The organism is Leeuwenhoekiella palythoae, assembly GCF_020310025.1.
In the GTDB taxonomy this organism is placed as follows: domain Bacteria; phylum Bacteroidota; class Bacteroidia; order Flavobacteriales; family Flavobacteriaceae; genus Leeuwenhoekiella; species Leeuwenhoekiella palythoae.
In genome coordinates this window covers 317970-337961 of the sequence record NZ_CP084318.1, presented here as the reverse complement: position 1 = coordinate 337961, position 19992 = coordinate 317970, and the positions used below count along the sequence as shown (strand labels likewise).

Here is a 19992-nt window from a genome sequence, read left to right as displayed (position 1 = left end):
TCGGCTCATCATTCTTTTTTTTTCATCTGCATCACTTTTTATTTTGATGATTTAAAGATGAATAAGTGATGAGTACTTCAATAGTTATAAATACTAGTCTTCAGCTTCATCATTCATCACTGCATCAAAATTTTCAATTAAAAAATCCTTAGTGATGGTGAAGTATCTTCCTTTGGCCTCTGTAAACTGTAGCGATCCGTCTTGCCACATCAGTAGTTTTTGGTAGCAAAGCGTATTGGATTTATTAGTGAGCCTCCAATCCTTTTTAAGCAGCCTTCTCAATTGAGTAAGATCTGTTTTGATTCTGGTTCTACTCAAGAGGTTCAAAGCATCAATAGGACACAGATTAATTTCAGTAAGGTTGAAATGATCTAATGCCAAAAGCAGAATCTCCGCAAGTTCTTTTTCTACCCGGTTTCGATTATTAAGCACTAAACGGGTTAGTGCTTTTGTTCTAATTTGACTTGAATGAAACCACATTCTGGTAGTATGCTTTGAATATATTTTACGATGTTCCAAAAAATATAGAAATGCTGGAACCTCCGCTTCAAGATGTTCTAAATAATTAGTTACTTCTAGATCAAGCTTGGGTATTTTTCGAATCCAAAATCGGGTCTCGTTTCCATCTATTTTAATAAAGTTGTCTTCGTTATTGCTGCAGAGGATAAACTTGCCAAAAAACTCAACCTCTCGTTTATCTTTGCCTTTCGCTTCAAGCATATTAATATTGGTTGTACTCAGGTATTTAATGCGTTCGGTGAGTTCTTCTTTATTAAAGAGTACTTCATCAATACAGATAAGTAATTTATTGGCCCAATCTGCGTTGAACTGACTGGTAAAACTGTCATTAGTCAGATAGGTGAGATTGTTTTCAAAAATGATTTTCAACCACTTTAAGAAGGTGCTTTTACCGGTGGAACGTTCCCGGGATACCAAACATAAAATCGGCAGTATCTGAACTGGCCGCAAGTATAGTAGTTGTAAGTAATCCAGTCCGAACTCATAGTGCTCTCCGAAAATATGTTTGATGAATTTTTGAGTATAAATTATGGTTCCCTGCTGTGGTTTTTTGCTAAGCGAAGAGTAGGTGTTATAAAAATGATAGTATTCCGGTTTAAAATCAGTATGACTGGGAATACAGGTAAACCCATCATACTTCGATATGTTACTTAAATAGGTTTTACCGTGATCCTGTCTTATGGTTTCAATACTCCAAGGAATTAAGAATTCATTAAAGTGACCTGCAATCGTAGGCGCTTTGACTAACTTGTAATAAGATGTTCCTACACGTATATAGGGTATGGCTTTCATAATAAGATATGTTTAAATGAAAATGGAACACCCCATCCATAAGGAGAAGGGGTGTTTAGTGAACTAATCAACGTTTCTTAGAAGTTGAACTACGATTCTTGTCTTCAAGTTGAAAATGAGAATCTTGTTGATTGTTTAAAAGCCATTCGTTTAGCAAATCAATATCGAAATAGATGAGTTTGCCACTGGGTTTGCAGTGTGGTATTACTCCGGTCGAAGTCAATTTGTAAAGGTAACTGCGAGACATACCTGTATAATCGCAGGCTTCTTCAATGGTAAGTACTTTTTTTTGGGCGAGCAGAAGCGATTCAATTCTCTCCAGCCTTTCGTCTAATTTAATCGTGTTCATAATATTCGTTTTTAAAATGAATAATGAACAAAGCGCTTTGTTTCTTTTTTATAGAATTCCTTTGATAAAAGTAAGTAGCAGGTAAGTTTAAAGGCTTATACTAAGCGCATTTTTATACACAAAATGGATTAAAAGCAAACCATATATTTTGACATCAATTGAAATTATTCATTCACATAAGACTTCAAATTGAATGGATCTTTTAAAGGTTTAGAGTACTTATCAACAATTGAAGTCTAAGAGAGGTATAATTCAGACCTGTTCAAAGAGCTAGAAAACGTCTTTTTATTGACCAAGCCAAGTAAAAAGTTTAAGTATTGTAAATGGAATACAAGTTTTTTAACTTGTATAAAAAGGAAATTGAACTATTTAAGAAGAGAAATAGTAGATAATTAGATATGAGTTCAATTGATTCAGATTGGTAGAACACGGTCATTTTTAAGTGTTAAAAATGTTAAAGTTTTACCTATGTTGTACCTTTTGTGAGTCAGGCAGTTACAAAATTTTGTAACTGCCTGATAATCAAGTAGCGAGAGGGGGGCACGATCCCCCGACCTCCGGGTTATGAATCCGACGCTCTAACCAACTGAGCTACCTCGCCAAATTTTGATCTTAAAAAGAAAGCCGAGGCTTTTTTCCTAAGCGGGTGCAAATATAATAACATTTATCAAGTTGGCAAGCATCTTAATATTAAAATAAAAAATTAGTGCTAATCTTTTTTACTCTGTAATTAATATTTATATTGGCAGCCCAACCTAGTAAAGAATCAATGGAAGAAAAAGTAAAATTTGAAATAGAGTTCCCTATACAGGCCTCACCGTCGTTATTATATCAATATATGTCTTCGCCATCAGGAATGTCTGAGTGGTTTGCCGATAACGTGAATTCACGTGGCGAGTATTACACCTTCATCTGGAATGGAAGTGAAGAAAAAGCAAAGTTATTAGGAAAAAAGAGTGATGAGCGCATCAAATTCAGATGGATGGATGACGTAGAAGATGAGAATCTTTACTTTTTTGAACTGCGTATTGTTGTAGATGAGATCACAAAAGATGTGTCTTTGATCGTTACAGATTTTGCCGAGGAAGATGAGATCGACGAGGGGAAAATGTTTTGGGAAAATCAGATTTCTGAATTAAAACATATCATAGGTTCAAACTAAATAACCTATTCTTAAATTATATATTTGTCCCTTTGAAAAAAGGGACTTTTTTTATGATCAATTTTAACGGAACACTTACCGAAACACCACAATTTTCTGCACACAATAGGGGAATGCTTTACGGAGATGCAGTTTTTGAAACCATACGGTATTCTGGTGGAAAATTATTTTTTTGGGAAGATCATTATTTTAGACTTATGGCTTCTATGCGTATCCTGCGTATGGAAATCCCTATGGGTTTTACGCTTGAAGATTTACAGGACGAACTTCTAAAAGTAGTGGAGGCTGAAAATTTAAAGGATCAAGCAGCAAGTCTCAGACTCACAGTGACCCGCAATGAGGGCGGTAAGTATTTGCCCGAAGATAACAACGTTTCTTTCTATATTTTTGCTAAAGAGCTAAAGGATCCCTTTTTCACCCTAACGGAAGACCATTACGAGGTAGAGCTATATAAAGATCATTACGTCAATGCAGATCTTCTTTCTACATTAAAAACAGCAAATAAAATCATTCACGTCACCGGAAGCATTTTTGCAAAAGAGAATGATTATGCCAATTGCTTATTGCTCAACACAAACAAGTCGGTAGTTGAAGCGTTAAATGGAAATCTATTTCTTGTAAAAGGATCTACGATTAAAACGCCGCCTCTTGATGAGGGATGTCTCCGCGGAATTATACGTAAGCAATTGATTGAGATCATTGCTAAATTAGACGATTTTACACTAGAGGAAGCAGCGATATCTCCTTTTGAGCTCCAAAAGGCAGATGAATTGTTTATTACAAATGCTATCGTAGGCATTCAGCCAATTAGCAAGTATCGTAAGAAAACATACACTAATACAGTAGCTAAAAATCTCTTAGGTAAATTAAATACAAAAGCGCGCTTAGGTTAAGAAAGCAACTAGTTATTACTAGGATTTTCAGGAGCGTTAGACCATAATAGGTATTCACCGCCAAGCTCTAACATTTTTTCCTTCCATAATTCAGGAAAGCATTTGTTGATGATTTCTTTATCATAGGTATTATCAGTGACGATCCAGGCGTTTGCATCTAATTCGCTATCCAGCTGATTGCAATCCCATCCTGAATAACCTAAAAAAAACCGAATTTCATCGGTTGATATTTTATTGGAAGCGATTAAATCTACAACGGTATCAAAATCACCGCCCCAATAAATGCCGTTAGAAATCTCAATACTCTCAGGGATGAGGTCTGGCACTTTGTGTAAGAAATAAAGATTGTCTTGTTCAACGGGACCGCCATTGTAGATTTGCATAGCGTCACCTTTGATCTCCGGAATTAATTCGTTAAGGGTAAACGTAAGAGGCTTATTAAGAATAAAACCAACAGAGCCTTCTTCATTATGATTGGCAAGAAGCACGACAGATCTGTTAAACGAAACATCGCCTATAATCGCCGGTTCTGCTATCAAAAGTTTTCCTTTTTGAGGCTTATTGGTCGTCATGAACATCTTTTGTTCTAAACTAATCTATTTTTTTTAATTAACAAAAAAATAACACTTAATAAAAAAGCCCCGATCACTCGGGGCTTTTAAAAGTATATAAACTGTAAGAATTAGTTTACAGCGTCAGATAAATCTGAACCAGCTTTAAACTTCACTACATTTTTAGCAGCGATTTGGATTGTTTTTCCAGTTTGTGGGTTTCTTCCTTCGCGAGCTGCACGCTTAGATACAGACCAAGAACCAAAACCTACAAGAGAAACGCGGTCGCCACCTTTCAATGATTTTTCGATATTTCCTAAAAATGATTCCAATGCTTTTTTAGCTGCTGCTTTTGTGATTCCAGCATCTTCTGCCATTGCATCAATTAAATCTGATTTGTTCATAATTTTAAAATTTTAAAAAAATTAAATGTCGGTTAAACTTTTGTTTATTGTCCTAACAAATTTAGACGGATATTTCGTTCACGCAAGCAATAGCGCAGGAAATCACGGTTTATGTTGATAACTTTAACGTTTTGTTGATAACGGCAAGCATTTTTAACACAATTAAGGCAAATTCCCCGTAGGTCTAGTATTACAACGTTTTAGCTTTGCTTTGGATGCTAAAACCATTTAGCAAATCTTTGACCGGCATTCGCTTTTTGCCAGAAAGTTGAACTTCGTCTAATCGAACCCACCCATCTTCGGCTGAAACATACAGTTTGTCGTGATTTATTTTTATTTTACCGACACTAGGGTTGCCTAATTCATTTGATTCTTCAATAGAAGCCAGTGTCGCCTTATAGACTTTTAATTGGTGCTCTTGAGCATCTCCATTAGTGAAAAGCGTCCAAGCCACCGGATACGGACTCAATCCTCTTATGTGATTGTATACTTGTTTTGCAGGTTGTTCCCAGTTGATACGAGTGTTTTCTCGATTGAGTTTATAAGCCGTATGCAATTGTTCTTGTTTAGGCTGAGCGACCGTTTCAACCGGACCTTCCGCTATTAGTTTTACAGTTTTGAGAATAACCTCGCTACCTAAATGCATAAGCCTGTCATGCAATTCTCCCGCATTTTCTGTTTCAGAAATAGCTACTTTTTCTTGAAGAATGATTGCACCGGTATCTATCTTTTCATCTATAAAAAAGGTTGTCACTCCGGTTTCTTTTTCCCCTTTTATAATTGCCCAATTAATAGGTGCTGCCCCGCGATAATCGGGCAGCAGTGAAGCGTGCAAATTAAAGGTGCCGTATTCCGGCATTTGCCAAACCACTTTAGGAAGCATTCTAAATGCGACTACGATGTGTAGGTTAGCATTCAGACTTTTTAATTCTTCTAAAAAAGCTTCAGACTTTAAGTTGGTAGGTTGTAAAACCTGAAGGTCTTGAGATAAGGCATACTTTTTTACTGCACTTTGCTGAATTTTTTGTCCGCGGCCGGCAGGTCTGTCCGGAGCCGTAATGACGCCTACAACCGTATATTTATTATCGACAAGATTCTTTAAACCGGCAACAGCAAAATCTGGTGTTCCCATAAAGATTATGCGTAAATCTCTCATATTCGTTGATATAAATTTGAAGGGGTTATTTTAATTTTCTTCTGCATTAATAGCAGTTTTAAGCTGCTTAATAGGTCTTCTTCACGCTCTATTTTTAAAACTTCTAAGAGCCTTTTAGACGAGCAAGCACCCTGATTCAAATAGTGTAAAATTTGATCCTCGAGCGCCAGGGGAGCTCTTGTTTTCATTTTCTTTTGGCAAATATCGCAGATTCCGCAGGCTTCTTGTTGATGTTCTTCAAAATAAGCTAGCAATTGTTTACTGCGACACACCGGCGTTTCAATATAGCGCAACATACTTTTTACCTGATCTACTTTACGCGTGTTTTGCGCGGTTATCGCTTTTGAAATGCGATTGATCACAAGATCATCTTCACGTTGCACTAGAAAGGTTATAGCAGTATCAGCGTGGGAGTGCTCATAAACAGCCACATCATCTTTATGTAATTGCAAAAGCGTTTGATGAATTTTAACCAAAGGTACCTCCGCCTTTTTAGCGATCAATGCATGATCAATGGTAATGGCGTTATCATAAATTCCACTATAGGTGCGCAACAAGCTTTTTACGATGGAATCAATTCCCGGATTGCGAATAAGGTAATAGGTAAGATTAATGGCAGAAACCGAAAATTGAAGCGTAGCTCTTCGATAAAATTCCTGACTCAATAAGAGCACGCTATTGCGATCAAGTAACTGAAGCGCATTATAGGTTAGCAATGTATTGAAATCATAGGTTTTGCAGAATTCGGTAAAATCAAACCGAAAGGTTTCGTGCTCACCTTCTCCGTACGAAATTTGAAAATAGCTATTGAGCTTTTTGTATACCTTTTTAACAAAAGAAACCGAAGGTAATACCTTCAAAAACTGATTGGTCAAACGGTCTTTATCGCTGTTGTTAAATAGAATGACACTTGTTGCTTGTTGACCATTTCTTCCGGCTCTACCGGCTTCTTGAAAATAGCTTTCGAGACTTTCAGGCAGTTCTACGTGTATTACGGTTTGCACATCAGCTTTATCAATACCCATCCCAAAGGCACTGGTTGCTACCATTACTTGGGTTTTGTTTTGAGACCAAGCTGCAAAACGTTCCTGGCGCTCGCCATTGCCTAATCCACCGTGGTAAAAATGCGCCGAAATCCCGTATTCGTTTAGAAACTGGGCAAAATACTGTGCACTTTTTCTGCTACGTACATAGACAATTCCGCTTCCGGGATGTTGCTTAAAAAGCTGAACAATGCGCTGTTGCTTGCTTTCTTCGTAGAGTACTTTATAAGCGAGATTCTTCCGCTTAAATGAATCTTTAAAAGTGCTTACCTCTTTTAGTGCCAGCTGGGTGGTGATATCTTGCTGTACGGCAGCCGTGGCGGTAGCAGTAAGCGCTATACACGGAATTTCTTGAAACTGTTCTCTAAACGCTTGAATATTTCGGTAAGCCGGTCTAAAATCGTGACCCCATTGTGAGATACAATGAGCTTCATCAATTGCCAGCAAATTGATGTTCATTTGTTTGAGGCGTGCTAAAACGAGTTCGTTTTGCAAGCGCTCAGGAGATAGATACAGCAGTTTGTAATTGCCATAAATGCAATTATCTAATAAAACATCAAGCTCTTGATATTTGATTCCGCCGGGAATGTGCAAGGCTTTAATACCTCTTTTTTCAAGCTGAACCACTTGATCTTTCATTAAAGAGAGCAGGGGAGAGATCACTAAGGTAATTCCCTCTTTGATCACTGCCGGAATTTGATAACAAAGTGATTTTCCGCCGCCGGTAGGAAGCAACGCAAAGGTGTCTTTGCCGTTTAAGACACTTGTAATGATCTCAAGCTGTTTTGACCGGAATGATGCATAGCCCCAGAACTTTTGTAAAGCTTCTTGAGGAGTGGTCATCATAGGGTTATATGCTTTAAAATAAAATCTAAGCGATCTTCGACCGGTACTTTGGGCACTTCAATAGGAGTATAACCACAAGAACGATACGTTTTTAAAAGTTCGTCTTGAATTTTGACCGCTTCCTCAAAACTTTCATAGCGCTCTTTGTCGGTTACGTGAATATCGCGCCACAACGGAAGTAAGAATATCTTATCGTAGCGATACGTTGAGTTCGCTTTAGTAAATCGGTCAGGATACTCCTGCCCAATAAAATCCATATAAGCAGACACATCAGGAATACCGCGGTCTATAAAAACATATTCAGCATCAAGGGCACCGGCATCCAAGTATTGCTGTATACGACGTTCTAGTAGTTTATCGCTAAAAAGCAAGGGTTCTGTAAGAAATAATTGCTCAATACCTTCTTGCTGTGCAGCTTTGATCACCTCGCGCGACACTTCATCAAGGCAAGGATATCCCTTTTCTTTTAAAGCGTTGAGTAAAGTTGTTTTTCCGGTACTGGGGCCTCCTATTAAAACAATGCGTTTTGCTGTCAAGATAAATGCTTTAGGTCTTTCGTAATTGGCGGTAAAAATACTCAAATACAAACCGATTAAAAAATTAGCTTTAGAATGGTATCTTTGCACCTCAAAAGAAGGCTATGAGCACAGATAAAAACTCTGAAGAATTTTATAAGAAATTAAAAGGCAGACTCGAAGAAACCACACAGTGGCCATCAGCCTACCTTTACAAATTTATTGTCCCATCTGATAACCAGAAGATTGCTCAAATTGAAGAAATCTTTGATAATATGGGAGCGGTGATCAATACAAAAGAATCAAGCAAAGGTACTTATACAAGTGTTTCTATAAATGTGCGTATGCAGGACCCTGATGCGGTTATTGCAAAATATAAAGAAGTAGCAAGCGTTGAAGGTGTTATTTCGCTGTAATCGCATAAAATCAGCTTTTAAATTACATTAATTTAATTTTGGCCTGTGGGCCTTTCTACAATTTTTAGTACTTTGCCTTATCGTTTCTTTTTAAGAAACTACTTCACTTAAATTTTTACAGTTGATAGATCAATTAGAATATAATACAGAGCGAGAGAAGCTTATTATTCCCGAGTATGGGCGCCATTTACAAAAGATGGTTAATCAAGCCGTTGAAGAAGAAGATGAAAAAAAGCGCAATATCATAGCGCGCAGTATTATCGCAGTGATGGGTAATTTACAACCACATCTGCGTGATGTGCCTGATTTTCAGCATAAGCTTTGGGATCAATTGTTTATCATGAGTGATTTTAAACTAGATGTGGTTTCTCCTTATGATAAGCCTTCTAAAGAAAAATTAGAAGAGCATCCAGATCCTTTAGACTATCCGCAAAATCATCCTAAATACCGTTTCTACGGAAACAACATCAAACGTATGATAGATGTGGCGGTGCAATGGGAAAAAGGTCAAAAGCGAGAGGCTTTAGAGTTTACCATCGCAAACCACATGAAAAAATGCTTCCTGAACTGGAATAAGGATACCGTAGATGACGAAGTGATCTTTAAGCATTTGTTTGAATTGAGTGACGGGCAGATCAATCTTGCCAAAAAAGACGAAGATCTAAAAGAAGCGCAAAAACTTATGCGCAACAAAAAATCAGGTAAGTCTTACCGAAAAAAATCTGGACGCGGTAAAAAGCGTTACTAATTTTTAGCAACACATTTTAATGGGAACATTTCAGATAGAAGGAGGGCATCAGCTCAAAGGATCCATCCAACCTCAAGGTGCAAAAAATGAAGCCTTACAAATACTTTGCGCGGTTTTATTAACTCCGGAAAAAGTAGTCATTGACAACATCCCTGATATTGTAGATGTCAATAAGCTCATCACTATTTTGAGCAATCTGGGAGTAAAAATTCAAAAACTAGGCAAAGGCAAATACTCTTTTAAAAGTGATGCACTGCACTTAGAGTATCTAGAAAGTGAACAGTTTAAAAAAGAAGGTGGCGGTCTGCGCGGTTCTATAATGATCGTTGGGCCTTTACTAGCACGCTTCGGTAAAGGATATATTCCGCGTCCGGGTGGTGATAAAATAGGACGTAGACGTCTGGATACCCATTTTGAAGGAATGATCAAACTGGGTGCAAAATTTCGATATAATAAAGAAGAGCGCTTTTACGGCGTAGAAGCTCCTGAAGGTTTACGCGGAACGTTTATGCTTCTGGATGAAGCTTCGGTAACCGGTACAGCAAATATTGTTATGGCTGCGGTAATGGCCGAAGGAGAGACCACAATTTATAACGCGGCTTGTGAACCTTATTTACAACAGCTGTGTAAAATGCTCAATAAAATGGGCGCAAAGATCAGTGGTATTGGTTCAAATATGCTTAAGATCGAAGGTGTAAAAGCACTTAATGGCTGTGAGCATAGCATTTTGCCTGATATGATCGAGATCGGTTCTTGGATCGGGCTGGCAGCAATGACTAAAAGTGAGATCACTATTAAAAATGTAAGCTGGAATGATTTAGGACTTATTCCTGCTACCTTTAGAAAGCTGGGGATCACCGTTGAAAAACGAGGTGACGATATTTTTATTCCTGCGCATACTGAAGGCTATGAAATTGAAACTTTTATTGACGGCTCGTTTATGACCATCAGCGATGCACCTTGGCCGGGATTCACTCCAGACTTATTGAGTATTGTTTTGGTAGTGGCAACGCAAGCCAAAGGCGAAGTATTGATTCATCAAAAAATGTTTGAAAGCCGTCTGTTTTTCGTAGATAAATTAATTGATATGGGGGCGAAGATCATTCTTTGTGATCCACATCGCGCTACGGTTATTGGGCACGATTTTAAATCAACTTTAAAAGCTACCACGATGAGTTCGCCAGATATTCGGGCGGGGATTTCTTTGTTGATTGCGGCATTGAGCGCTAAAGGCACTTCTACGATTCATAACATTGAGCAAATAGATCGCGGTTATGAGAATATTGATGAACGTCTTAGAGCGATAGGTGCAAAGATCATAAGGACCGCTTAACATCGTAAATGTATACAAACAAAAAAATCTCGGCTTGATACCGAGATTTTTTGTTTGTATATAGTTCTAACCGGTTACAGTAATAAATCAGCGATATCCTGCCAGGTATCGGCACGGTCAAAACCGTTAGTATTTACATTGTGTGGTGAGGTAAATTGAATACCACGACCTTCAAAAGCTGCTAAATTGTAAGAGCGATCATCTATTAAAACGTCACCGCGTAGCACGTGTTTATGACCGCACAAAATGCGATTTTGCCACGGAATAAAAGGGAAATGTTTATCAAGCCAATCTGCTTTTTCCTCAAGGCTGGTTTTAAATTGCATGGCAGCAGAGGCGATATATAAGTCGTGTTTCTCGTGTAGTTCACGCATAACCTCCTGGCTGTCTTTCATCACTTTCAGATCAATAAAAAAGCCACGCTCATTGGCGTGATTGCGCACATAACCTTGATGAGGTTCAGGCACCATTTGCCACACTTCGTGACCCAGGCAGTCTTCTTTTTTAAGAGTTGCGTTGTATTTGTTGTTGTAGAGGTCAATGTGCGCCTGATAAGTGTCGGCGATCACCTCGTCCATATCTACGAATATTGTCATTGTGTTAGGGTTTTGATAAAAAGCCAAAATACGGCATAGCATTGAAAACTAGTTTAAATTCACCTTAAAAAATCAGTAACCCTAAGTAACGCAAAGGTTTTAAATAGTTATTTTTAAAAAGAAGCCAATTTATGTGGAAATTTTATCGCGATATTACCCGTTTTGCCGCATTATTTGCGTTGGTCTGCATTCCCATTGGAAGTTTGACGAGTGCAACCGTGCTCTTTGGGATCTTAGGCACTCCTGTAGGATTATTGATGTTTCACTATTTTCAGAAGGAAGAATTCTATGGATATTACAATCTGGGATATACTAAGCTGAAATTGATAGGGACTACTTGGTTGGTTAATTTGGCGCTGACCCCCGTACTTTTACTACTTTCATGTATAATTTTAAAATTGGTACGCCTTGGCGCTATTGCAAGTTAATAATATCAGCAAAAGTTTCGGGAAGAAGCAAATTCTAGAATCTGTAGATTTTCAGTTGGCAACCGGAGAGATTTTAGGAGTTTTCGGGCGAAATGGTAGCGGGAAAAGCACGTTGCTCACCATTCTATTCGGTACTCAAACTGCCAAAACCGGAACTATAAAGATCAACGAAACGCAGTATTCCGTCAGGAAACACTTTTGGAATAAAAACCCTATCGTCGCCAATGAACGTATTGGGTATTTACCACAATTCAGTTTTTTATCCCAATCCTCAAAAGTTTGGGATTTAATTCCCAGATATTTTGAAGGGGCAGCACAAGATTTAATTTTTAGAGCGCCACGAATGTCTAAAATCGCAAATCGTAAAGTAAACGAACTTTCTTTAGGCGAGCGGCGCTATCTCGAGGTTTTGATCGTTGGTAATTTAAAGCATCCATTTCTTTTGCTCGACGAACCTTTTTCGATGGTGGAGCCTTTGTTCAAAGAATTGATTCACGAGTTTTTAAGTTCGTTAAAATCAAAAAAAGGTATTTTACTCACTGATCATTATTATCAGGATGTGTGGCAACTGGCAGATCGCAATCTTGTATTAAAGGATGGAAAATTAAAAACTGTAAATGCTTTAGAAGACTTGGTTAACGCTGGTTATTTACGAAGTATGTAAATGCTTAATTATGAAAGATAATTTTTCAAACCACGCACAAGATTATGCTAAGTTCAGACCTACGTATCCAAAAGCGGTATTTGAATTTTTGTATGATTTACTTCCGGAAAAATTAAATGCTTGGGATGTTGCGACCGGTAACGGGCAAGTCGCTGTTGAACTTGCAACAAGGTTTCAAAACGTTTTAGCAACCGACTTGAGCTCGCAGCAACTCGCCGAAGCACAACAGTTGAAGAATATAACATATCGAGTTCAAACATCAGAATTAGCATTCAATTACGATGCAAAATTTGATCTTATCACTGTTGCTCAGGCAATTCATTGGTTTGATTTTGACAAATTCTATGCGAATGTTAAAGTACACTTAGCACCTCACGGTATTTTAGCGGTAATTGGATATTCGGTTTTTGAAACTTCAGGAAAATTAAACGAAGTGATTCAGCATTTTTATAAAAACATCACCGATAGTTATTGGGATCCTGAGCGGCGGTATCTTGATGAACATTACCAAACGATTCCCTTTCCTTTTCAAGAAATTACCGTTCCAAAATTTGAGATGGAAGTCCGTTGGACAAAAGTTCAATTTCTAAATTATTTGAACACGTGGTCTGCGGTTAAGCATTATGAAAAGGCAAACGGTCAGAATCCGCTTGAACTGATTAAGGCAGATGTTGACGCCAATTGGGGAAGCACAGCCGAACGCTCTTTTTACTTCCCACTACTGCTTCGGGTAGGGAAGATGTAAGCTTTTATAGGATCAAAAGCTACAATGCCTTTATCTCATTTAAGAGACCGCAGCTTTATACGTTTTGAGGCAGCGCTCTCGAGCCTCTTTATGATCTACCATTTTTTCAGGATAGTCATCGGTATCAAATTCCGGTACAAATTCTTTGATGTATTTTTTGTCTTTATCAAACTTATCTACCTGTGTCATCGGGTTGAAAATTCTAAAATAAGGCGCTGCATCTACACCGCTTCCGGCCGCCCATTGCCAGTTACCTACATTGCTTGATTGCTCATAATCCAGAAGTTTTTCGGCAAAGTAAGCTTCGCCCCAGCGCCAATCGATCAACAGGTGTTTGCATAAAAAACTCGCTACCAGCATACGCACGCGATTATGCATATAGCCGGTCGTGTTGAGTTGACGCATTCCCGCATCAACTAACAAATAACCGGTTTCACCTTTTTTCCATTTTTCAAATTCCTTTTTATTGTTGCGCCATTCAATACGGTCATATTTTGATCTAAAAGCATTATTCACCGTTTTAGGATAATGATATAGTATCTGCATAAAGAATTCGCGCCAAATAAGTTCGCTCCAGAAAACAGTGTTTTTTTCGGCAATTGCTTTTTTTACCATTTTGCGAACACTCACCGTACCAAAACGCAAATGCGGACCCAAATGCGATGTGCCATCCTGTGCAGGGAAATTACGGGTATCTTCATAATTCTGTATCAAGGTCGGGGTGACATCATACTCCGGTATTTCAATAGAAGATTTTTTAAAACCCATATCGCTCAAATCAAGATTGGGCAGTCTGCTGTTCTGGATTAGATTTTTTAAATGCTGACTGGTATAATGAATTTTTAGATGCTTGTCTTCATCAAAAATTTCCTGCCACTTATTTTTATAAGGCGTGTAAACCACATAAGGATCTCCATCGCCTTTGACCACTTCGTCTTTTTCAAAAATCACCTGATCTTTGTATGTTTTAAAGTCGATATCTTCCTTGTTGAGCATTTTTTTTATTTGCTCATCACGCTCAAGGGCATAAGGTTCATAATCGTGATTGGTATATACCGTGTCAATATCGTAATCCTTAACGAGTTGTTTCCATACAGTTTCGGGCTTACCGTAAAATAACGCTAGTGAACTGCCGTGGTCTTCCTGTAATTCGTTGCGCATTTTCTGAAGCGTATCGTAAATGAACGTTACGCGGGCATCGTCTTGCGGGAGTTCGTTTAAGATTTCCTTGTCAAAAATGAAAATAGGTAAAACCGGATGCGAGCCTTTTAATGCTTCTAAAAAACCTACATTATCATCTAGCCTTAGATCCCTGCGAAACCAAAATATTGAAACTGTACTCATAAATTATTTTTTAGGCTTTGTTAAGGCTTTAATATCCTTTAAGTCGGCCTCTAAATTAAAAATTTGTTCCTGTCGAAAGTCTTGTGGACTTGCTGCGGAGGTAATTTAGTGAATGTTTAGGGTAGACATTCCGCCATCAATACCAAGAATTTGACCGGTTACCCAGCTGCTTTCTTCACTGAGTAAAAATGCGGCCACCTTAGCAATATCCTGCGGTGTTCCCACACGTTTTAGCGGATGACGTTCATCCATCTTTTCTTTTTTCTTTTCATTGCCCAGTAGGCGAGAAGCCAGTGGTGTATCGGTCAGGCTGGGTGCGATCACGTTGACCCTATATTGGGGTGCATATTCTGCCGCAAGCGCTTTGGCGAAGCCTTCAATAGCTCCTTTTGCTGCTGCAACGCTGGTATGAAAAGGCATTCCCATTTTTACAGCTACTGTGCTGAAAAACACCAAACTTGCCTGATCTGATTTTTTCAAACGATCCTCAACTGCTTTTAACGATTTAATAAGTCCCATAAAGTTTAACTGAAGATCTTCGTTAAAGGTTTCTTCAGAAAGCATTTTAAAAGGCTTCAGATTAATAGAACCGGGACAGTATACAAATCCGTCTAAAACATCCGGAAGCGTTTCGGTGTCTAAAGCGTCCTGAGTTACATCATATTTGATATGCGTTACATTTTTGGGTAAATTTTCTTCAGTACGTGACGCAACATAAATCGTGTAGTCACTGTCTAAAGTTTCAATGATACTCTTTCCGATTCCGTGAGAGCCTCCAATAAGTAGTATATTCTTTTTCATAGCAATTTTAATTTAATATATCTTCTCTTGAAATGCCCTCTAAATTCCCTTGCGGTTTCGTGTAGGTACCAAATAGTTCTGTGAGTTTTTGTTCTCTGTATTCAAATATCTCCTGCAGTTTGGGTTTCACTAAAACAGGATGCACCAATTGTCCTAAGATCCCTGCCGGAACCTTATAATCCACAATATCTTCCATTTCTACACCTCCTGGAATTTCTTTTAAAAAGTGTTTGTGATGCCATAACGAATAGGGGCCAAAACGCTGCTCATCTACAAAATACTCCAGATGTTTTACGTGCGTGATCTCTGTCACCCACTTCGTATTGATACCCGCAATAGGCGTCACATTATACTGAATAATCTGACCCGGAAACATTGGGCGATCTGCGCCCGATAATATTTCAAAACCCATATAATCTGGTGTGATTACTTTTAGATTTTTAGGATCAGAAAGAAAACTCCACGCTTTTTCTAAGCTAATGGGCAGGTTTTGTTTGGTGTGTAAGGTGTAAATTTTCATAGCATTTCAAACTTTTCAATAAAACGGATTAGGAGTAAACTAGCTTCTAAACCGTTTCTATTGATTTTTAAGTAAATATAAAAGCTATTTTGTTTAACAAAAAGACTATTGAGTTAAACAAAAATTAAAGTTGATTTTAAAAGGTTCTTCGGAAATACTTCAATTTAAAATCCCATCAAAGATTTTTTGAGGTTGAAGCTTGTCAGGAACTGTAACTATTTTTCAATTAAAAGCCTCAAGGAATTGAACTTCCGGAAGCAATTTAGATTCAAAAAATAAACAAATCTTAAATTTTAAAACCGACTTAAATTGTAATTTGGTAGCTCTGGTTATAACGTTGTAATTCTATTTATTTTTTAAGTAAATTACAGGTTAATGAATTGAATTTAAACACACTACTAATTAATTGTTTTAAAATGAAAAAAATAATCCTTTCTTGCTTTCTAGCTTTGAGCGCTTTGACTCAGGCGCAAATTCAAACCCCGGCTGCGAGTGCTCACGCCACGTTGACCCAAACGGTGGGACTTACCGAGGTATCTGTAGACTACTCTAGACCTAATAGACGCGGCCGCGAGATCGTGGGTAACTTAGTTCCTTATGGAAAGATCTGGCGTACCGGTGCCAATGCAACAACAAAGTTTACGGTAGATAAACCTGTCCGTATCGCAGATAAAGAGTTGGCTGCAGGTACTTATAGTGTTTATACCGTTCCCGGTGAAGATATGTGGGAAGTAGTTTTTTATACTGATCACAGCAACCCGTTGATCACCGAGTTTGAGGATAGCAAAATCGCATTGCGTACCATGGTAGAACCCATTGAAATGCCTATGAATATGGAAACGTTTACCATAGTGATCGATGATGTTATGGCAGATAGCGCTGTAATGAGCTTTTTATGGGACAACACTATTGTACCGGTAAAATTCTCTGTGAATACAGATGCAGAAGTAATGGCCAATATTGAGCAAGCGCTTCAGGGGCCATCGGCGGGAGATTATTATAATGCAGCAGTGTATTACTTAAACAGTGGCAAAGATATTCAACAAGCAAAAATGTGGATGGATGAAGCGATGGCAAAAACCGAAACTCCGCGATTCTGGCAATTACGTCAGCAGTCTTTGATCTTAGCGAAAGCCGGAGATAAAAAGGGAGCTATTGAAGCGGCCAAGGCATCCTTAGCAGGAGCTAAAGCAGCAGGCAATGCTGATTACGTAAAAATGAATACCGATTCACTTAAAGAATGGGGTGGGATGTAAGCAACATCTAATGCTAATTATAAAAGCCGGGTAATCCCCGGCTTTTTTGTTGGTGCTATTTTCAGAATTATTTAGATTTCGCTCTGCGGTTTTTTAGAGTTGCTTTGAGTCAGTTTATGCGTACTGAAGGTTGATCAGCTCACGGACTTCATCTAGCGTACTGATGAGTAATCTACTGAAGGCGTAACTCATCAACGGACTCTCTTTTTTCTCCTGCCGAAGGAGTTCGGCAAAATGTTCGATTTCAAAATAGTAGCCTTTGCCGGTGTATGCAAAATCGTGTTCGATCTTAGTGCCTTCAAGAATTGTTGTTACCTTATCAGTTTGATGAAAACGGCTGTTTAAGATGAGCATTCCTTTTTCGCAAACAAGTGTTGCTGTGGTTGGGGTTTTCTTTAAAATACTAGAACTTAAAAAAGCTGAAATTCCGGAGTTGTATTTAAAGGTCATTTCGGTTTCTTCATCAACCCCTGTCTTTCCAATTTTGGCTTTTGCTTCGATATGATCCGGTTTTCCAAAAAGTGCAAGTGCGCAAAAAATAGGGTAAATGCCAATATCAAGCAGCGATCCGCCCCCTAGTGCTTTATTAAACAGGCGCCCTTCCGGGTTAAATTCGGCTTCAAAACAAAAATCGGCTGCTAGGGTTTTAACCGCGCCATAACGTCCGCTTTCCAATTCCTGCTGTACAAATTTAAAATGCGGCATAAAGCGCGTCCACAACGCTTCCATCAACAACGTATCATTGGCTTGAGCTGTTGTGATCATTTCTTCAACTTGTTCACGATTCATGGCAAAAGGCTTTTCGCACAAAACCGCCTTTTTATGCTGTAAACAAAGCAAGGTATCCTGATGGTGCCGGACGTGCGGAGTAGCGATATACACTGCATCTACATTAGGATCCTTTACCAGTTGCTCGTAGCTGTTGTAACATTGTGTGGCATTGTATTCAGCGCCAAAGTGATCTGCTTTTTCTTGAGAACGTGAGGCAACGGCATAAAGCACAGAGCCTTCAACCTGTTGCAAATCTGTGGCGAAGCTGTTGGCAATTTTTCCTAAGCCTAGGATTCCCCATCTAATGGTTTTCATAATATTGATTTTTTTCGTTAAGCGGCAGTCGTACCAGTTTTTGAGGTGCTTTGAACCAAAAGACTCCAAGCGATCACCGAAGCACAACCTACAACGTTGAGCCATAAATAAGGCAGTCTGATAATTTCAAATTTATCAAGACCAAACAATGCAAATACAATTAATTGGGTAACGATAGCACCAATAAATACTGCGCGCGATTTGATCTTTTTGATAAAGAATGCAGACATAAAAATCCCTAAAATGGTTCCATAGAACAGAGAACCAATGATGTTAACCAGCTGAATGAGATTATCAAAAAGGTTTGCCGTACACGCGATTAAAATGGCGAGAATCCCCCAACTGAGGGTAAACCATTTTGCAGCATCTACAAAGTGGGCTTCATCCCGATCCTCTTTAAGATTACGCCGGTAAAAGTCAACCGTTGTGGTTGCCGCCAGTGCATTAAGTTCTGAAGCAGTAGATGACATTGCAGCAGATAGAATAACCGCGAGCAGCAATCCAATCAATCCACGCGGAAGATTGTTGAGGATAAAATGAATGAATACATAGTCTTTGTCGTTAGTCTCCACATTTTTATCGGCAAGGCCAATGAGCATACGTCCCTGATCTCTCAATTTATTTTCCTCATTGTTGATATTTGCCAGTGCTGCTTTGGCGCTCACAGTGCTACCTGTTTGCGCGGTAACTTCTGCCTGAGGGTCAGTGGCCAACAGATGACTCAATTCTGATTTATCAGAACGTAATTCATTGAGCTTAACCTGTAAACCGTTGTATTCTTTTTCAAATGGAGTCCCGTGAACAGCTTTGGTTGCTGCAGGGTTAAAATTAAGCGGTGTTGGATTAAATTGATAAAATACAAAAACCATCACTCCAACCAGAAGAATAAAAAACTGCATTGGTACTTTTAAGAGTCCGTTAAAGATCATACCTAGCTGCATTTCGCGTAGTGATTTTCCGCTGAGGTAGCGCTGCACTTGGCTTTGGTCGGTTCCAAAATAGGAAAGCATTAAAAAAGTTCCGCCTAGAATTCCGCTCCAAAAAGTATATCTGTTTTCAAAATCAAAAGAAAAATCCAGCACGTTAAGCTTTCCGCTTGCGCCGGCAATTTCTAAGGCATTGTTAAAGTTGATGTCTTCAGGTAGGTAACTTATGATCAGAAAAAACGCAACGAACATTCCTGAGAAAATAATTCCCATTTGTTGTTTTTGGGTAACCGTTACGGCTTTTGTTCCGCCGGAAATCGTGTAAATAACCACGAGCAACCCGATGATGATGTTCAGCGTATTTAAATCCCATCCTAAGACCGCCGAAAGAATAATTGATGGCGCAAAGATTGTGATCCCTGCTGCCAACCCGCGAGATAACAAAAACAGCGCAGAAGCTAGGGAACGTACTCTAAGATCAAACCTGCTTTCAAGATATTCATAAGCCGTATAAACATTCAGCTTATAATAGATGGGAATAAAAAATATACAGATAATAATAATGGCGATGGGTAGCCCAAAATAGAATTGAACAAATCCCAGACCATCATTGTAGGCTTGTCCGGGAGTAGATAAAAATGTGATCGCACTGGCTTGAGTTGCCATTACTGAAAGCCCTACAGACCACCATTTAGACTCGTTACCACCGCGTATATAATCCTGCACATTGCGACGACCGCGGGTTCTGTAAACCCCATACAACACAATAAATGCGAGTGTAACTACCAGTACAATCCAGTCAATTGTTTGCATATTAAGCGGTGTAGTAATTCATTAATAAAAAGAACAGCACGATATAAACGGCATTCATCACCAAAACCAAGGTGTAATATTTTGAC

22 protein-coding genes and 1 tRNA gene are annotated in these 19992 nt (G+C 38.6%); 9 read left to right on the top strand and 14 right to left on the bottom strand.

What is annotated here, in order from left to right; all coding sequences use genetic code 11:
* Window positions 1-93 precede the first annotated feature (93 nt).
* The 3 genes from LDL79_RS01440 to LDL79_RS01430 all read right to left on the bottom strand — a co-directional run bounded on the left by LDL79_RS01440 (window position 94) and on the right by LDL79_RS01430 (window position 2261).
* Window positions 94-1311, bottom strand: coding sequence for a primase-helicase family protein (locus LDL79_RS01440; protein WP_225598878.1), 1218 nt, complete (start codon window positions 1309-1311; stop codon window positions 94-96).
* A 67-nt stretch (window positions 1312-1378) separates the two neighbouring features.
* The gene (locus LDL79_RS01435; protein WP_225598877.1) at window positions 1379-1660 is read right to left on the bottom strand and encodes a helix-turn-helix transcriptional regulator; all 282 of its coding nucleotides are present in this window, start codon (window positions 1658-1660) and stop codon (window positions 1379-1381) included.
* Window positions 1661-2187: 527 nt separating this feature from the next.
* A tRNA-Met gene (locus LDL79_RS01430) sits at window positions 2188-2261 on the bottom strand.
* A gap of 168 nt (window positions 2262-2429) precedes the next feature.
* Here LDL79_RS01430 and LDL79_RS01425 point away from each other — a divergent pair.
* Both LDL79_RS01425 and LDL79_RS01420 read left to right on the top strand, forming a co-directional pair.
* The gene (locus tag LDL79_RS01425; protein ID WP_072984836.1) at window positions 2430-2822 is read left to right on the top strand and encodes an START-like domain-containing protein; all 393 of its coding nucleotides are present in this window, start codon (window positions 2430-2432) and stop codon (window positions 2820-2822) included.
* A gap of 53 nt (window positions 2823-2875) precedes the next feature.
* Window positions 2876-3715 carry an aminotransferase class IV gene (locus LDL79_RS01420; protein ID WP_225598876.1) on the top strand — a complete coding sequence of 280 codons (840 nt, stop codon included), beginning with the start codon at window positions 2876-2878 and terminating at the stop codon, window positions 3713-3715.
* Between the two features lie 8 nt (window positions 3716-3723).
* Here LDL79_RS01420 and LDL79_RS01415 read toward each other — a convergent pair whose 3' ends face one another.
* The 5 genes from LDL79_RS01415 to LDL79_RS01395 all read right to left on the bottom strand — a co-directional run bounded on the left by LDL79_RS01415 (window position 3724) and on the right by LDL79_RS01395 (window position 8251).
* A complete protein-coding gene (locus tag LDL79_RS01415) occupies window positions 3724-4287 on the bottom strand; it encodes a YqgE/AlgH family protein (RefSeq protein ID WP_167596651.1) in 564 nt (187 codons plus the stop codon).
* 110 nt (window positions 4288-4397) lie between these two features.
* Window positions 4398-4670 carry an HU family DNA-binding protein gene (locus tag LDL79_RS01410; protein WP_009779660.1) on the bottom strand — a complete coding sequence of 91 codons (273 nt, stop codon included), beginning with the start codon at window positions 4668-4670 and terminating at the stop codon, window positions 4398-4400.
* Window positions 4671-4860: 190 nt separating this feature from the next.
* Window positions 4861-5826 carry a methionyl-tRNA formyltransferase gene (fmt, locus tag LDL79_RS01405; protein ID WP_225598875.1) on the bottom strand — a complete coding sequence of 322 codons (966 nt, stop codon included), beginning with the start codon at window positions 5824-5826 and terminating at the stop codon, window positions 4861-4863.
* Window positions 5823-7715, bottom strand: coding sequence for a RecQ family ATP-dependent DNA helicase (locus tag LDL79_RS01400; protein WP_225598874.1), 1893 nt, complete (start codon window positions 7713-7715; stop codon window positions 5823-5825). Before LDL79_RS01400 ends, fmt begins: the two co-directional genes overlap by 4 nt.
* Complete coding sequence (locus LDL79_RS01395; protein WP_225599916.1) at window positions 7712-8251, bottom strand: AAA family ATPase; 540 nt, start codon at window positions 8249-8251, stop codon at window positions 7712-7714. The genes LDL79_RS01400 and LDL79_RS01395 overlap by 4 nt, the downstream gene beginning before the upstream one ends.
* 104 nt (window positions 8252-8355) lie before the next feature.
* Here LDL79_RS01395 and LDL79_RS01390 point away from each other — a divergent pair, with 104 nt between their 5' ends.
* The 3 genes from LDL79_RS01390 to murA all read left to right on the top strand — a co-directional run bounded on the left by LDL79_RS01390 (window position 8356) and on the right by murA (window position 10727).
* Complete coding sequence (locus LDL79_RS01390) at window positions 8356-8646, top strand: DUF493 family protein (RefSeq protein ID WP_072984844.1); 291 nt, start codon at window positions 8356-8358, stop codon at window positions 8644-8646.
* Between the two features lie 121 nt (window positions 8647-8767).
* The gene (locus LDL79_RS01385) at window positions 8768-9394 is read left to right on the top strand and encodes a DUF4290 domain-containing protein (protein WP_072984846.1); all 627 of its coding nucleotides are present in this window, start codon (window positions 8768-8770) and stop codon (window positions 9392-9394) included.
* A gap of 19 nt (window positions 9395-9413) precedes the next feature.
* Window positions 9414-10727, top strand: coding sequence for a UDP-N-acetylglucosamine 1-carboxyvinyltransferase (gene murA, locus LDL79_RS01380; RefSeq protein ID WP_072984848.1), 1314 nt, complete (start codon window positions 9414-9416; stop codon window positions 10725-10727).
* Between the two features lie 74 nt (window positions 10728-10801).
* Here the strand turns inward: murA and LDL79_RS01375 are convergent, their stop codons facing one another.
* Window positions 10802-11323, bottom strand: a complete 522-nt coding sequence (locus tag LDL79_RS01375) for a 5' nucleotidase, NT5C type (RefSeq protein WP_225598873.1) — start codon at window positions 11321-11323, stop codon at window positions 10802-10804.
* Window positions 11324-11454: 131 nt separating this feature from the next.
* On the opposite strand from LDL79_RS01375, the gene LDL79_RS01370 reads away from it, so the two are divergent.
* From LDL79_RS01370 to LDL79_RS01360, 3 genes are read left to right on the top strand one after another with little or no spacing between them, the layout of a single operon-like run.
* On the top strand, window positions 11455-11751 hold the full coding sequence (locus LDL79_RS01370; RefSeq protein WP_225598872.1) for a hypothetical protein: 297 nt from the start codon (window positions 11455-11457) through the stop codon (window positions 11749-11751).
* A complete protein-coding gene (locus LDL79_RS01365; protein ID WP_225598871.1) occupies window positions 11732-12415 on the top strand; it encodes an ATP-binding cassette domain-containing protein in 684 nt (227 codons plus the stop codon). Before LDL79_RS01370 ends, LDL79_RS01365 begins: the two co-directional genes overlap by 20 nt.
* 10 nt (window positions 12416-12425) lie before the next feature.
* Window positions 12426-13160, top strand: coding sequence for a class I SAM-dependent methyltransferase (locus LDL79_RS01360; RefSeq protein ID WP_225598870.1), 735 nt, complete (start codon window positions 12426-12428; stop codon window positions 13158-13160).
* A 39-nt stretch (window positions 13161-13199) separates the two neighbouring features.
* On the opposite strand, the gene LDL79_RS01355 is transcribed toward LDL79_RS01360, so the two are convergent.
* The 3 genes from LDL79_RS01355 to LDL79_RS01345 form a co-directional block, all read right to left on the bottom strand.
* Entirely contained in the window at window positions 13200-14504 is a 1305-nt protein-coding gene (locus LDL79_RS01355) for a cryptochrome/photolyase family protein (protein ID WP_225598869.1), read from the bottom strand.
* 105 nt (window positions 14505-14609) lie between these two features.
* On the bottom strand, window positions 14610-15305 hold the full coding sequence (locus tag LDL79_RS01350; RefSeq protein ID WP_225598868.1) for an SDR family NAD(P)-dependent oxidoreductase: 696 nt from the start codon (window positions 15303-15305) through the stop codon (window positions 14610-14612).
* A gap of 7 nt (window positions 15306-15312) precedes the next feature.
* Window positions 15313-15825 carry an SRPBCC family protein gene (locus LDL79_RS01345; RefSeq protein WP_225598867.1) on the bottom strand — a complete coding sequence of 171 codons (513 nt, stop codon included), beginning with the start codon at window positions 15823-15825 and terminating at the stop codon, window positions 15313-15315.
* A 416-nt stretch (window positions 15826-16241) separates the two neighbouring features.
* Between LDL79_RS01345 and LDL79_RS01340 the strand changes: the two genes are divergently transcribed.
* A complete protein-coding gene (locus tag LDL79_RS01340; RefSeq protein WP_225598866.1) occupies window positions 16242-17081 on the top strand; it encodes a DUF2911 domain-containing protein in 840 nt (279 codons plus the stop codon).
* A gap of 114 nt (window positions 17082-17195) precedes the next feature.
* Here LDL79_RS01340 and LDL79_RS01335 read toward each other — a convergent pair whose 3' ends face one another.
* Together LDL79_RS01335 and LDL79_RS01330 are read right to left on the bottom strand one after the other, a co-directional pair.
* On the bottom strand, window positions 17196-18167 hold the full coding sequence (locus tag LDL79_RS01335; RefSeq protein ID WP_225598865.1) for a Gfo/Idh/MocA family protein: 972 nt from the start codon (window positions 18165-18167) through the stop codon (window positions 17196-17198).
* A 17-nt stretch (window positions 18168-18184) separates the two neighbouring features.
* Entirely contained in the window at window positions 18185-19906 is a 1722-nt protein-coding gene (locus LDL79_RS01330) for a sodium:solute symporter family protein (RefSeq protein WP_225598864.1), read from the bottom strand.
* Between the last annotated feature and the right edge of the window lie 86 nt (window positions 19907-19992).

Excerpts from the sequence above, each read along its gene's own strand:
- LDL79_RS01440 (WP_225598878.1), bottom strand. The coding sequence starts at position 1,311 with ATGAAAGCCATACCCTATATACGTGTAGGAACATCTTATTACAAGTTA.
- LDL79_RS01435 (WP_225598877.1), bottom strand. The coding sequence starts at position 1,660 with ATGAACACGATTAAATTAGACGAAAGGCTGGAGAGAATTGAATCGCTT.
- LDL79_RS01425 (WP_072984836.1), top strand. The coding sequence starts at position 2,430 with ATGGAAGAAAAAGTAAAATTTGAAATAGAGTTCCCTATACAGGCCTCA.
- LDL79_RS01420 (WP_225598876.1), top strand. The coding sequence starts at position 2,876 with ATGATCAATTTTAACGGAACACTTACCGAAACACCACAATTTTCTGCA.
- LDL79_RS01415 (WP_167596651.1), bottom strand. The coding sequence starts at position 4,287 with ATGACGACCAATAAGCCTCAAAAAGGAAAACTTTTGATAGCAGAACCG.
- LDL79_RS01410 (WP_009779660.1), bottom strand. The coding sequence starts at position 4,670 with ATGAACAAATCAGATTTAATTGATGCAATGGCAGAAGATGCTGGAATC.
- fmt (WP_225598875.1), bottom strand. The coding sequence starts at position 5,826 with ATGAGAGATTTACGCATAATCTTTATGGGAACACCAGATTTTGCTGTT.
- LDL79_RS01400 (WP_225598874.1), bottom strand. The coding sequence starts at position 7,715 with ATGATGACCACTCCTCAAGAAGCTTTACAAAAGTTCTGGGGCTATGCA.
- LDL79_RS01390 (WP_072984844.1), top strand. The coding sequence starts at position 8,356 with ATGAGCACAGATAAAAACTCTGAAGAATTTTATAAGAAATTAAAAGGC.
- murA (WP_072984848.1), top strand. The coding sequence starts at position 9,414 with ATGGGAACATTTCAGATAGAAGGAGGGCATCAGCTCAAAGGATCCATC.
- LDL79_RS01375 (WP_225598873.1), bottom strand. The coding sequence starts at position 11,323 with ATGACAATATTCGTAGATATGGACGAGGTGATCGCCGACACTTATCAG.
- LDL79_RS01370 (WP_225598872.1), top strand. The coding sequence starts at position 11,455 with ATGTGGAAATTTTATCGCGATATTACCCGTTTTGCCGCATTATTTGCG.
- LDL79_RS01360 (WP_225598870.1), top strand. The coding sequence starts at position 12,426 with ATGAAAGATAATTTTTCAAACCACGCACAAGATTATGCTAAGTTCAGA.
- LDL79_RS01355 (WP_225598869.1), bottom strand. The coding sequence starts at position 14,504 with ATGAGTACAGTTTCAATATTTTGGTTTCGCAGGGATCTAAGGCTAGAT.
- LDL79_RS01350 (WP_225598868.1), bottom strand. The coding sequence starts at position 15,305 with ATGAAAAAGAATATACTACTTATTGGAGGCTCTCACGGAATCGGAAAG.
- LDL79_RS01345 (WP_225598867.1), bottom strand. The coding sequence starts at position 15,825 with ATGAAAATTTACACCTTACACACCAAACAAAACCTGCCCATTAGCTTA.
- LDL79_RS01340 (WP_225598866.1), top strand. The coding sequence starts at position 16,242 with ATGAAAAAAATAATCCTTTCTTGCTTTCTAGCTTTGAGCGCTTTGACT.
- LDL79_RS01335 (WP_225598865.1), bottom strand. The coding sequence starts at position 18,167 with ATGAAAACCATTAGATGGGGAATCCTAGGCTTAGGAAAAATTGCCAAC.
- LDL79_RS01330 (WP_225598864.1), bottom strand. The coding sequence starts at position 19,906 with ATGCAAACAATTGACTGGATTGTACTGGTAGTTACACTCGCATTTATT.